Genomic DNA, 13,720 nt, shown 5'->3' with positions numbered 1-13,720 from the left:
ATCCGAAAAGGCAAATTTTCAGTGCCATTGATTTTAAGAGAGTCTTCTCTATCATAGGCTGGCTATCTGGCATAATGCCTAGATGATTAAACTGGAGACAGTTAGGAAACTGTTTGTGATGGTGAATAGCTGTAAAAACCCAAGCCGCAGGGTGTCCCAACCCAAAAATTAATCTTACCCAAATCACCCCTAACTCTCATAAGTTGCCCAGTATCCGGTTCATGCAGAAGTTCGCGATCGCACACTTCTAGAGCTAAAACGAGGTGAATCCATGATCCAAGCCTTGCAACCGCCGATTACGTTTGATGAGTTTATTGAGTGGCTACCAGAAACCGCTGAATGCCGCTATGAGTTACACCATGGGGTAATTGTTGAGATGCCAAAACCGAGAGGTAAGCATTCAAAGTTGTCAGGGGATTTAGCTTACAACCTAGGCACTGCAATTCGTCAGGCTTCCTTGCCTTATTTCATCCCTAAAGAATGTATTGTTCGTTCTCTGGATGGTACCTCTGGATATGAACCGGATGTCATTGTCCTAGATGAACCTGCACTGACTGATGAACCGGATTGGGAAAGTGGCTCTATCATCACTCTGGGCAAATCGATCAAGATGATTATAGAAGTCGTTTCAAGCAACTGGCGGGATGATTACTTGATTAAGCTGGGAGAGTATGAAGCCTTGGGTATCCAGGAATATTGGATTGTGGATTATGCCGCATTAGGTGGGCGACGCTTCATTGGCAATCCCAAACAACCTACTTTAACGCTCTGTCAATTGGTAGAGGGGGAATACGAGTTACAGCAATTTCGAGCAGGCGATCGCCTGATCTCGCCCACTTTACCCAACCTAACGCTGACTGTTGATCAGGTTTTTGCGGCAGCACAGTAGAGCGCGATCGCTCTTTTGAACACCCGTTAGATTCGTCCGCCCCCATTCCTTAATGCTTACGCTATATTAGTTAACGTTACTTAACATTATCGAGAACCATGCAGGCGACCCCCGTTGCAGCAACAGCAACCATTCCTGGCATCTACTGGCAGTGGCGAGGACAGTCGATTTACTACGTCAAAGCAGGTGAGAAGCGATCGCAACACCCCCCTCTGTTACTTATCCATGGATTTGGAGCATCGACGGATCACTGGCGCAAGAATATTGCTGAACTCCAACAGGAGTTTGAAGTTTGGGCAATTGACTTATTGGGGTTTGGACGATCTGCTAAACCAGACTGGCAATATAGTGGTGAGTTGTGGCGCGATCAGTTGCATGATTTTATCACCCAGGTAATTGGTCAGCCTGTAGTATTGGCAGGGAACTCTTTAGGTGGCTATTGTGCGCTGTGTGTTGCGGCGCAACGTCCGGATACGGCTGCGGGGGTGGTGTTGCTCAATAGTGCCGGTCCTTTTACCGAGACGAAGGTTCCAGAGTCCGCAAATTCAGGGCAAAAGGGGTTTAAGAACCTGACGCGAAGTCTCCTATTGCAACCTTGGGCGAGTTTCCTTTTGTTTCAATACCTGCGGCGACGGAGGATTATTCGCAGAACCCTTAAGCAAGTCTATTTAGATCACAGCGCCATTACCGACCAACTGGTAGAGGATATCTATCGCCCCTCGTGCGATCGCGGAGCCCATAAAGTCTTCGCCTCTGTCTTCAAATCGCCCCAAGGAGAAAAAATCGATGTGCTGCTTGCCAGTTTACGCTGTCCCCTCTTACTCTTATGGGGAGAAGGTGATCCCTGGATGAATGCCAAAGAACGGGGAGCAAAGTTCCGTCAGTATTATCCTCAACTGACAGAATACTATCTCCAAGCCGGTCATTGTCCCCATGATGAGGTTCCCGACCAAGTGAATGAACGACTAAAGTCTTGGGTGATTAAAAATTGCTAAAGATTTTGTCATTCGTCAGGGAACAGTAAATTCATAATTCCTATTTAATACTGGTTCAGCCATGAAAAATCTCTGACGCCAAAATTGACAATAAACGCAACGTTTAAATTTTCCATCGATTTAACTAAATAGAGAATCTCTTCAATCGGTGTTGATTCGTAATGATTAAATAAAATAGCCAAGCGTCTTTCAAGGTCAGGGCGAATCAACTGGGGAGACAATAGGACAATTTTGAGCAGTAAAACTGTCATTTTTAGAGAACCCAGATTATCGACTAAATCACAAAACCAATAATGTTGGGGTTTTTCCATACTTTCAACAACGAGCAAATCAAACAACTGGCTGCATGTTTTTCCAATCAAAGAAGTGTCCACTTTATGATTGTTACATTCAGTTAGCGTATTCGTTAGGTGCTTATTCAATAATCTATAAAAGTTGTGTTGCCCATAGCTCGGATCGATCGACGTAACTAGATACTGATATAAATTTTCTTTAAACAGGGAATAAGATGGAGTTCGGCAAGTTTGGTGAAGAAAGTTTTGAGCCAACTCACGGTACGTATATGAATTTTCAGCTTTTCCGCCAAACTGTTGCAGTGCTAGATACAATTCCTGATCATTCAATAGAGTGGGATTGTTCACCAATTGCTCTCTATTTGTAGCTGAGGATGTAGTTCCCTCAACTAGATAAGTAGCGTACTGCAAAAGTTCGTCCTCTAATCGTTGCTGTTTTTCTCCTTGCAGTTTTTTGATGGTTTGCTGAGTTTCCTCGGAACAGCCTTGACTCAATAAACAATAAGAGAATAAGAAGGGATAATGACTAATTAAGTGAGCTAATTTTTTCGGTTTTGGTGTAGAATCCTCCTCTCCCTTTGCTGAATCATCTACCACTTCCCCCAGAGATTCTAAGACTCGATACTCTTCCAGGTCGATAAAACTTGGTACTGAATCATCGACTACTTTCACAAGACGTTTTAAAGTGCGATATTCTTCGGAGTCGATAAAGGTTTTCACGAGTTGTCGCAAACGGCTAGAGGTAGGCTGGTGGGGGCTTTGGAACAGACCCAGTAAATGTGCGATCGCGACATTTTGTTTAGGCGTCATTTGCCAACGGTTCACCAGGATATGACAGCAGCGATAGAGAATATTTTTAAACTTTTCTTCAGCCTGTTTAGACGCCGTGATTACGTAGAGTGCTGCCAAAATTGTCGGTTCAGGATAGCCATTACCATGGATGAACAATTGACGGAAACGCTCAATCAACTGAGCCGGGGACTCCCGTTGTACACAGTCGATTAAGTGATTGTAGATGAGTTCTACTTCCACACTAGAGAGGATGTCTAAGTCCGGCTTATCCGCCTTGTTATCCGTTTTCAGAACGTAAACAGGTTGAGGTAGATTAGGAAAGTTCTGCTGAACCCACTGTTGATTAAAAACAGACTGGTAAATCTGGTTATAGACTCGTAATTTGCCATTTTGCTTGACCACTACTCCGGTCAACCGCAATTCCATTTTTGAGCGACTTTCATCAGCCGCGATTTGTCCACGTTGTAAAATTTGCTGGTAGAGATCAATGATTTCCGGATTACTCTTTCCACCTTTGCTCAAGCGATTGTGAATAGTTCTTAAATGTTCAGGTTCATCAAAAGCCTCCCAATTTTTAATCACTTGTTCTTGAATCAGTTGTTCGACCCAATCTGAGATTTTAGCTTGAACATTTCTGCCCGAATAAAGTCTCTGTAGCAGGCTAGGTTGTCGCGTCTCCCAGGTTTTAGTTAAATGCCCTTGCTTCTCGATATGTTGATGGACTAATTTACATAGCTTTTGAGTGAGAAAAGGTTGACCTCCTGTCCAAGTTAAAATTTCTTGGAGAATCACATCAGGATGACTGACTTTTCCTACTAATCCTTGCACCAAGGCTTGAACGTCTTCTAGCTGAAAACCCGAAAGTTCAATGGCTTGACCGATATTGAAGGGAGTACTGCGGTATTTATCTTGAATTAGATCTGAAGGTGTGGCGACACCGAAGAGAGCAAAGGCGAGGCGTTTATAGTTGGGATTATTGCTTCGCTGATTATAGCAGGATTTGATCGAGGCGAAAAAATCATCAACGGGGAAGTTTAAGCGGAGAATGCTATCGATTTCATCAAAAAAAATCACCAAATTCTGAGGAATTGCTCGGAGTAAGACCTCATCGATAAACGTTCTAAAACGTTGCACAATAGAAAGAGTCTGGCGAGTAGACCACCAGGTTTCCAATTCACCAGCATCCATGAGATCGAAGCTGCTGGCTAAGGTGTAAACAATCCCGGCATACCACTGTTCTAGAGTAATGTTTTGGCATCCGATCGCACTCAAGTCAACCGCCGTGCAAGCAAACCCCACCTGATTCAGGCGCTGCATTGTGCGAACCCGTAAGCTAGACTTCCCCATCTGGCGAGCGTTGAGGACATAACAAAACTCGCCGGCTTTGAGCGCTTCGTAGAGTTGATTGTCAGCTTGTCGAACGACGTAGGTAGGAGCATCAATGGGTAGACAACCCCCAACTTGATACTCATAGACTGAGTTTTGGACTGCGATCATGGGACGCACCTGGGGTGTCGGTGAAAATACGGAATTTCCCTCTGACAGGATTGTATCCTAAATTGTTCTATTTCCCAGGACTGATAACTTATACACCACACTCAATGAATTAACTTTATGAAATCTTCATAAGAACCTGATAATTTGGGGATTAGTGTGAAGATTTTATAAAGTACTCCCTTATGTATCAACTAGCACCTAATGTATGATACAAGTTTATAATAATACCAATCTATAAGACTTCTAGCTCAAAACCGAGTGTACCAAACCGATAAAACCTGGGCAACTGCATCTCAACAGACACCAACCCTCCTGGTTACAGGGGGAGCCGGATATATCGGATCTCATACCGTGCAAGCCTTAAAGGAGGCGGGTTATCAGGTTGTTATTTTGGATAATCTAACCTGCGGACATCGAGATTTCGTGGAAAACGTTTTGCAGGTTCCCTTAATTAAGGGGAGTATCAGCGATCGCGCCTTACTTGATCGGGTATTTGCCACTCACTCTATCACAGGGGTCATCCACTTTGCCGCCTGTGCCTATGTGGGGGAATCCTTCATCAACCCAGCCAAGTATTACCGTAACAACGTGGCGGGAACCCTGACGCTGTTGGAAGCTATGGTGGCGGCTTCGGTGAAAAAGCTAGTCTTTTCATCCACCTGTGCCACTTATGGCATCCCAAAGTCATTACCGATTACGGAAGAACAAACCCAAAATCCCATCAATCCCTATGGTAGTAGTAAATTGATGGTCGAGAAAATGCTGGCTGATTTTGAGGCGGCATACAAGTTAAAGTATATCTGTTTCCGCTTCTTCAATGCGGCTGGGGCAGATCCGGCGGGACGCTTGGGAGAAGATCATACCCCAGAACCCCACCTGATTCCCTCCGTGTTGTTTAGCGCCCTCGGTTGGCGAGAATCCATTTCTGTGTTTGGCACCGATTATCCTACCCCAGATGGTACTTGTATTCGAGACTATGTTCATGTTAGTGATATTGCCCAGGCGCACTTGCTAGGATTAGCTCGACTATTGCAAACTGATGAAAGTGAAATTTTTAACCTGGGTAGTGGCAAAGGTTTCTCCGTCAAACAAGTGATTGAAACCGCCAGAACAGTGACCCAACAACCGATCCCAGTGATCGAATGCCCTCGCCGCCCAGGAGATCCCCCTATGCTAGTCAGCACTGGAGAAAAAGCCAAGCAGGTTTTAGGTTGGCAGCCCCAATACCCAGAACTTAAGGATATGATCACCCATGCTTGGCATTGGCATCAACAACGCCACGGTTGGCGAGCGAAACGAACTGTTGAGCCTTGTATTGGCGCATCTGGGGCATATTTATAGTTTCAGCAGCAACCCAAAAATTCATGATCACCCCGAACTGCGATCGCGTAGCTTCTACCTTACCCCTGGTTTCGGTTATTATTCCAGCTTATAACGCCGAAGCCTTTATTGAAAAGACACTAAAATCCGTTCTATCTCAGACGTATCAGAACCTAGAGGTTTTAGTCGTCGATGATGGTTCCCAAGACAGAACCCCTGAGATTATTAAATCGATTGCACAACAAGATAAACGGGTAGTCTTGTTGCAACAGAAAAATGCCGGAGTCGCCGCCGCCCGGAATTTAGGCATTGAAAAGTCTCAAGGAGAATTCATTGCTCCCATTGATGCGGATGATATTTGGTATCCCGAAAATATTGAAAAGCAAGTCCAATGTTTTCTCGCATCTGATCCCTCTGTTGGGTTAGTTTATTCGTGGTCAGTGGATATTGATGAAAATGATTCACCAACTGGAGGGTTTCGTGCGGCTAAGATTGAGGGAGAGGTCTATGTAACTCTACTGTGTCACGATTTTATCGCTAACGCTAGTTGTGTTTTAATTCGCCGTTCTTGTTTGGATAAATGTGGTAGTTACAACTGCCAACTCAGAGAACAGAAAGGTCAAGGTGGTGAAGATTGGGATATTTACCTACGGATTGCTGAAAATTATCAATTTAGAGTAGTTCCAGAGTTTATGGTTGGTTATCGCAAGCGTCCTAACAGCATGTCTTGTGACTACGATTCCATGGCAAAGTCTCGCGATTTAATATGGCAATCTATCCGCAAAAAATATCCTAATATGCCTGCTGTTATTCAGCAGTTGTCTAATAGTAGTTTCTACATGCATCTAGCCAGCGAAAGTAGTCGCTGTGCTAGAGATAAGAGTACGCTGTTTTGGGTTTATAAGGCTTTACAAGCAGACTTGATTACGCCTTTTTTCCGCTTAGGTCTATATCTTCTTTTAATTAAAGCCATTTTTAAGATAGTGGCTTACCCAGTAATGTCTCTAATTTGGACAGATCATTGGTTTTGGGGAGAGTTAAAGCAAAAGTTAAAATCTAATAATCGAGTACTTAGAATTGAAGATATTAACCAACGAAAAGTCACGACCAACTTTAAAGTTTTGGCAGAGAAAGTATTACATAAAATAGCCCCCCTAGTACTGGGTACACCAAAAACCTGGCAAATCCCCAAGATAAAAAAACATGAACGCATATCATCAATTTATTAGTCATCCTCTAGTTTCAGTGATTATACCCGCCTACAATGCAGAAGCGTTTCTTGAAAAAACGTTAAAATCTGTCTTATCCCAGACCTACAAAAATATCGAAGTTTTAGTTGTCGATGATGGTTCCCAAGACCGGACGGCTGAGATTGTGTACTCATTTGCTCAACAAGATCGCCGTGTTACCTTATTGCAACAGCCTAATTCAGGAGTGGCGGCTGCGCGAAATTTGGCTATCCAATACGCTAAGGGAGAATTCATTGCACCAATTGATGCTGATGATATTTGGTATCCTCATAATTTAGAAAAGCAAGTCCAATGCATCATGGAAGCGGATGCATCAGTAGGTTTAGTTTATGCGTGGTCAGTTGAAATTGATGAAGAAGACTTCATTAGTGGTGGATTTCATAGTTATAACTATGAAGGAGAAGTCTATGGAATACTGGTGTATCGAAACTTTTTAGGTAATGCCAGTGCGGCTTTAATCCGTCGTAGTTGTATTGAAAAAGTAGGCGATTATAACTGTGATCTGAGACTCCAAGAGGCTCAAGGTTGTGAAGATTGGGATCTTTATCTGCGTATTGCTGAATGCTATCAGGTGCGAGTTGTTCCAGAGTTTCTAATTGGCTATCGTCAGCTCACTAACAGTATGTCCCGAAACTATCAATCAATGGCTAAATCCCAGTCTTTAGTATTGGAAGCTGTCCAAAAAAGACATCCAGAAATACCTGCTGCTGTTTATCAGTGGTCTATCAGTAATTTTTATATGTATTTAGCTCATCAAAGTAGCAAAGATGGAAATCCGAGCATAGCTCTGTACTGGTTATATAAAGCATGGCAATTCGATGTGAGTATGACTCTAATTCGACATGATTTGTACGTAATTATCGTTAAAATAATTAATTATATTTTATTTCAAAAAATTAAAAAAGCAAGAATATTTAAGCTTTTCTCCCTTGAGAATAAGATTTTAAAGTCATCAAAAAAATCTGGCTCAAAACCCTTCACACAATCAGACATTAACCGTTTAATTAGAATTCGCAATCTGTTGCCCTCAAAACTGTACGAGCAAGCTCGGTTGAAATGGCTATATTTGCAAAGGAGTTATGCAATTCAATAATTAACTTTAGGTAATCAAAACTGAGTTGTATCAAAATCAGGGAGAAGAAGGTTATTAAACGATTACTCCTACTGCTAAAAATTTACCCTTGGGCAATTCCGGCAATTGTTACCCTGGGAATTTTATCTTCAGTTTCGGAAGGATTGGGGGTTAGCTTGTTCATTCCTTTTCTACAGAACTTGTCTCAAACCTCCAACCCAACAGTCAGTGATAATGCTTTAATCGGCTTTCTCAACCAATTTCTCAGTACCGTTCCTACCAGTCAGCGCCTAGTCGTTATTCCCCTATTTATCTTTGGCGCTATTGTACTGAAAAACTGCCTAACCTACGGTAACTCGGTTCTCTTGGCATGGTTAAATTCGCGTATCAGTCATCGGTTGCGCTCTCGTATTTTCGATCAGTTATTAAGCGTCAGCTACAGCTTCTTAGAAACTAAAGATTCCGGCAAATTACTCAATACATTGGCAACTGAGACATGGCGCACCAGTGAAGCACTAGGGGTATTGGTCAACCTGATCGTAAGTTCCTGTACTACCTTTGTCTATGTCGCCTTACTCCTGCTGATTTCCTGGCAGTTGACGCTATTAGTGGGCGGGATCATGCTTTTGATTTCCCTAATTATCCAGTTTGTGACGCGCCAGTCCAAAGCTTTGGGACAAAAGGCAGTACAAGTGAATGCCGCCCTCGGAAGACGAATGTATGAAGGGTTAGCAGGGATGAGAACCATTAGAGCATTTGGACGGGAACCTTACGAGCAAAAGCAGTTTGATCAGGCGTCTGAGCAAGTCCGTAATATCTTTATGAAGCTCGATACTCTATCGGCGTCAGTGAATCCGCTCTATGAGGTGCTTTCGGCATTGCTCGTGTTGAGCATTATGGTGATTGCGCTGCTGCAAGATAGAACTGCATTACCTACCCTGCTGACCTTCCTGTTCATTCTTTACCGACTCCAGCCGCAGATGCAACTGCTCGGTGGCAATCGCGTTAAGTTGCTGATGTTAGCGAGTTCAGTGGATGATGTAATGTACTTTCTGGAACCCTCGGACAAGCCCTATATCCGCTCTGGCAATCTGACGTTTTCCGGATTGCAGCAGGCTATTTCTTTAGACTCCGTTAGCTTCCGCTACAATCCCCACGATAAACCAGCATTACATAATATCTCAATCTCAATTCCCCGTGGTAAAACCACCGCGTTTGTGGGTCCTTCCGGTGCGGGGAAGTCTACCCTCGTTAACCTAATTTGCCGTTTTTATGAGGTTACTGAAGGCGAAATTTATGTAGACAATCACCCCTTAAAAGAATTAGATTTACTATCCTGGCGCCGTCATCTGGCAATTGTCAGTCAGGACATTTATATTTTCAGTAATACCGTCAGGGAGAACATTGCCTATGGTCGCTTAGAAGCAACAGAAGCAGAGGTAATTGCCGCCGCCAAACAAGCCAATGCCCATGAGTTTATCATGCAACTCCCCCAAGGCTACGAGACCAAAGTGGGTGACCGAGGAATTCGGCTTTCAGGCGGTCAGCGACAGCGCATCGCCCTTGCCCGTGCTATCATCCGCAATCCAGAAATTCTGATTCTAGATGAAGCAACCAACGCCCTAGACACGATTTCAGAACACTTAATTCAAGAAGCGCTGAATACCTTTAGCCATAACCGTACCGTCATTGTCATCGCCCATCGCCTGTCTACTATCGAAAAAGCAGACCAGATTATTGTGATGGAGAATGGACAGGTGGTTGAGTTGGGGAATCTCCAGCAGCTTCTCCAACTCAACGGACTCTTTGCCAAACTCCACCGACTGCAATATCACCATTCTCCAGCTTGACCCTGAAACGAGACTTATGTCCTACTCCATCATTGATTTGGAAGTCACTCAACCCCTACCCACCCTCCACACAAAGGAGGACGAAACGGGTATCGCTTTGGTACTGCGCCGTAAAGACAGACCCATCGGTTTGGTGATGCAAGAACTCCCGCCAAACAGCGTAATGACTCCTGAAGATTTAGCACCACTCCTGAGTCGGGAAATTGGCACAAAGCTGCTTCAGGAAAGTATCCGAGAAGAATTAGTGTCTCCGGCGAATCCAGAGGAGTTTCCTTCCCTAACAGTGGCGATTTGTACCAAAGACCGTCCCGACAATGTGGCAAGATGTCTGGAGTCTTTACTTAAGCTACAACTATCAGATGGTTCGCCTTGTTTTGAAATTTTAGTGGTGGATAATGCACCGTCTGATGAGCGCACCAAAGATTTAATTGACACATTACCGACCGTGTGCTATAAACGGGAGCCGAAAGCGGGTCTGGATTTTGCTCGCAATCGTGCTTTGCAAGAGGCGACAGGTGAACTTCTGGCATACCTTGATGATGATGTAACTGTAGACCGTCAATGGTTCAATGGACTGGTAGAAGCCTGGGCAGAAAATCCCGATGCGGGTGGGTTTACTGGGTTGGTTCTGCCCTATGAGTTGGTCACAGAGGCACAAATTCTGTTTGAAAAAAGGGGCGGATTTCGGCGCGGTTTTGAGAAAATCTGCCATGGTCAAACCTTACCGGGAAGTTTTGACTATCCCTGTGGTGCTGGCAGATTTGGTGCGGGATGCAATATGGCGTTTCGCCGGGAGGCTTTACTCAAACTGGGTGGCTTTGATGAGGCGTTAGATACAGGCGCACCGCTTCCGGGTGGCGGGGATTTGGATATCTTTTACCGCGTAGTTCGGGCAGGATATCCTTTAGTGTACGAACCTCAATACCTGGTGTTTCACCAACACCGTCGGGAACTGGCAAAACTCCGCCATCAGTATTGGACGTGGGGGTTAGGTTTTATGGCATTTGTGGTTAAATCTTACCAGCAAGACATCTCCATGCGTTTAAGCTTTCGCCTGTTGGTCGGATGGTGGTTTCAATACCAGTTACGCCAGCTTGCAGAGAGTTTGATGGGGCTTCATCCTTTACCGCCGGGAATGATTCTCGCCGAACTCTGGGGGGGAATTGTCGGGCTTTTGGGAGAATATCCTCGTTCACAGAGGCGTATTGAGCAGATTAAGCAGCAATTTATTTCAGAGCCAGGGCTAGCGCTTCAAAAACTTAGCTGCCCTCAAGATGATAACATTATCCTGCAAAAATAAATTCTCAATTTTTAGCAAATTATCCGGTAATGATCCCCATGAGCTATGAGTGAGCAACATCCTTATCGAGCAACAATTTTACCGATACCAGAGGGAGAACCGCGCCCTTTGTGGTCGGTGATGATTCCTACTTATAATTGCGCTCAATATCTGCGGGAAACCTTGGCAAGTGTGTTGGCTCAAGACCCAGGATCGCAGGTGATGCAAATTGAGGTGATTGATGACCATTCTACCCAGGATGATCCAGAAGCGGTAGTAAAGGAACTGGGTCAAGGTCGAGTGCATTTTTACAGACAGCCAGAAAATGTTGGCTATATCCGCAATTTTGAAACCTGCTTGCAGCGATCGCGTGGTAAGTTAATCCACATCCTTCATGGTGACGATTATGTGCGGGATAACTTCTATTGTAAACTTCAAAGGGCTTTTGAGGGAAATTCAGAAATTGGTGCGGCGTTCTGTCGCCATATTTATATGGACGAATACGGACACTGGCAAAGCATTTCCCACCTCGAAAAACCGGAAAGTGGCATTGTACCGAATTGGTTAGAACAGATTGCTGCCGGACAACGGATAACCACACCCTCAATCGTTGTCAAGCGGGATGTTTACGAAAAACTGGGTGGGTTTGACCGCCGTTTTTCATGCTGCGGGGAGGATTGGGAAATGTGGGTGAGAATAGCGACGGAGTACCCCATCGGGTTTGAAGTTGAGCCTCTTGCTGTCTATCGAGTTAAGCGACTGGGTTCGCTAACGCAACGTTCTGTCAAAACCAACAAGCTGGTTCAAGATATGCGTAAAGCAACAGAAATTATAGAATCCTATCTACCTGACTATCTGCCGCCTACCGTCGCTTACCAATTGACCAGTCAGGCGAGAGAAACCTATGCAGGTTGGGCAGTAGAAACGGCAGGGAATCTCCTCGCTACTGGCGATGTAGACGCCACTGTATCCCAACTTCAAGAAGCACTCAAGTGCAGTCGTTCTGCCAGAATTTGGCGCTGGATGATTCGTGTGCTTTGCTTTGAAGGAATCGGCTTGCTGGGGCGCAAATGCCGTTCAATGTTGACATTGAATCGTGAAAAAATTGTCAGTTGCCAGGATGTTACCGGACATTAATTACGAGTGAATTAATCAGTAGATTTTATGAGTACGTTTATTCCTTGGAAAATTCTCCACCTTGAGTTAAGTGAAGTCATCCCAGCATTATCGGCTGAACCGGACTATCAGGGACTGTATCTGGTGTTTTGGTTGCATGGCGTTCCCCTGGGCGATCGCGCGATTTCAGCGGCACAGTTACCGATGAGTGCTACGGAACTCGCCAATCTAATTGTACAAACGATTACGCCTGCCGTTGGCGATCGGCTTTTGCCTCAAGGGTTTAAAGCGGCGCTATCGGAGCATCCCGTACACCAGCCCCCAGCGATACCCCCAGATTTTTATACTTTATTAGCATTAGACCGCCCTCTAGAGAGACTTGATGAATGTTTATCAAAAGAATCTGACAGTGAAACGGTTTCCGTTGTGATTTGTACCCGAGACCGTCCAGAGCAATTAGAAAAATGTTTGCGATCGCTCCAAAGTTTATCACAGCCTCCCCAGGAAATTATTGTCGTAGACAACGCACCCGCTACAGAGGCAACAAGGGAAGTGGTTTCCCAAATACCTGGTGTTCGCTACATCCTAGAACCTCGTCCGGGTCTGAGTGTAGCGCGTAATACAGGCATTCGCCACAGTACAGGCAAGATTATTGCGTTCACTGATGATGATGTAGCTGTTCATCCGGACTGGATTCGTCGAATTCAGCAAGGCTTTGAGAATCCTCAAGTGATGGCGGTGACGGGATTAGTCTTACCCGGAGAACTTGAAACCGAATCTCAATTAACCTTTGAAACGGGTCACGGAAACTTTAGTTGGGGATACCGAAAGCGCATCTTTGATCAACATTTTTTTGAGTCAATTCAACCTCTGGGTGTTCCCGTATGGCGCATCGGTGCAGGTGCTAATATGGCGTTTCGTCGCCATATTTTTGATCAAGTTGGCAACTTTGATGAACGCTTAGGGGCGGGAGCATCTGGCTGTAGTGAGGATTCGGAATTTTGGTATCGAGTCTTAGCTGAAGGTTGGCTTTGTCGTTACGAACCAACAGCAGTGGTTTTCCACTACCACCGCAAAGAACTTGAGCGTTATAAACAGCAGATGTATCAATACATGCGGGGACATGTTGTTGCTCTGTTAGTTCAATTCGCCCGATATAAACACTGGGGTAACTTGATTCGCTTATTTGTCATTTTACCGGGATATTACGCCAAGGTATTATTAGGCGGTATCCTCAGAGGCTTTAGTTCCAGGCACAAAACCTTAGTCACAGAAATTTTGGGGTGCTTAGCCGGAATCAAGTTTTATTTACAAAATCGAGTCCAAGTGTGAAAGGGGCAAAGCTTTTTTTAGTTTCATTGAGGCTT

At 44.6% G+C, this 13,720-nt stretch carries 10 protein-coding genes; 9 read left to right on the top strand and 1 reads right to left on the bottom strand.

Features of this window, described 5'->3' with window-relative positions:
* Window positions 1–271 precede the first annotated feature (271 nt).
* Together ACLGGO_RS11820 and ACLGGO_RS11815 are read left to right on the top strand one after the other, a co-directional pair.
* A complete protein-coding gene (locus tag ACLGGO_RS11820) occupies window positions 272–889 on the top strand; it encodes a Uma2 family endonuclease (protein ID WP_446419454.1) in 618 nt (205 codons plus the stop codon).
* Window positions 890–987: 98 nt separating this feature from the next.
* On the top strand, window positions 988–1,884 hold the full coding sequence (locus ACLGGO_RS11815; RefSeq protein WP_446419453.1) for an alpha/beta fold hydrolase: 897 nt from the start codon (window positions 988–990) through the stop codon (window positions 1,882–1,884).
* Between the two features lie 44 nt (window positions 1,885–1,928).
* Here ACLGGO_RS11815 and ACLGGO_RS11810 read toward each other — a convergent pair whose 3' ends face one another.
* On the bottom strand, window positions 1,929–4,466 hold the full coding sequence (locus ACLGGO_RS11810; protein ID WP_446419452.1) for an AAA-like domain-containing protein: 2,538 nt from the start codon (window positions 4,464–4,466) through the stop codon (window positions 1,929–1,931).
* 258 nt (window positions 4,467–4,724) lie between these two features.
* Between ACLGGO_RS11810 and galE the strand changes: the two genes are divergently transcribed.
* Genes galE through ACLGGO_RS11775 form a run of 7 tightly spaced genes read left to right on the top strand, consistent with a single transcriptional unit; the run spans window position 4,725 to window position 13,685 of the window.
* Window positions 4,725–5,807, top strand: coding sequence for a UDP-glucose 4-epimerase GalE (galE, locus tag ACLGGO_RS11805; RefSeq protein ID WP_446419451.1), 1,083 nt, complete (start codon window positions 4,725–4,727; stop codon window positions 5,805–5,807).
* 23 nt (window positions 5,808–5,830) lie between these two features.
* On the top strand, window positions 5,831–7,015 hold the full coding sequence (locus ACLGGO_RS11800; RefSeq protein ID WP_446419450.1) for a glycosyltransferase family 2 protein: 1,185 nt from the start codon (window positions 5,831–5,833) through the stop codon (window positions 7,013–7,015).
* Window positions 6,990–8,129, top strand: coding sequence for a glycosyltransferase family 2 protein (locus ACLGGO_RS11795; protein ID WP_446419449.1), 1,140 nt, complete (start codon window positions 6,990–6,992; stop codon window positions 8,127–8,129). The genes ACLGGO_RS11800 and ACLGGO_RS11795 overlap by 26 nt, the downstream gene beginning before the upstream one ends.
* A gap of 20 nt (window positions 8,130–8,149) precedes the next feature.
* On the top strand, window positions 8,150–9,958 hold the full coding sequence (locus ACLGGO_RS11790) for an ABC transporter ATP-binding protein (RefSeq protein ID WP_446419466.1): 1,809 nt from the start codon (window positions 8,150–8,152) through the stop codon (window positions 9,956–9,958).
* Between the two features lie 16 nt (window positions 9,959–9,974).
* A complete protein-coding gene (locus ACLGGO_RS11785) occupies window positions 9,975–11,258 on the top strand; it encodes a glycosyltransferase family 2 protein (protein ID WP_446419448.1) in 1,284 nt (427 codons plus the stop codon).
* A 45-nt stretch (window positions 11,259–11,303) separates the two neighbouring features.
* A complete protein-coding gene (locus ACLGGO_RS11780; RefSeq protein WP_446419447.1) occupies window positions 11,304–12,374 on the top strand; it encodes a glycosyltransferase family 2 protein in 1,071 nt (356 codons plus the stop codon).
* Between the two features lie 27 nt (window positions 12,375–12,401).
* Window positions 12,402–13,685, top strand: coding sequence for a glycosyltransferase family 2 protein (locus ACLGGO_RS11775; RefSeq protein ID WP_446419446.1), 1,284 nt, complete (start codon window positions 12,402–12,404; stop codon window positions 13,683–13,685).
* The last annotated feature ends 35 nt before the right edge of the window (window positions 13,686–13,720 follow it).

The sequence above is a fragment of the Coleofasciculus sp. genome, assembly GCF_046565525.1.
In the GTDB taxonomy this organism is placed as follows: Bacteria; Cyanobacteriota; Cyanobacteriia; order Cyanobacteriales; family Coleofasciculaceae; genus Coleofasciculus.
This window is presented reverse-complemented; position numbering and strand designations above follow the sequence as displayed.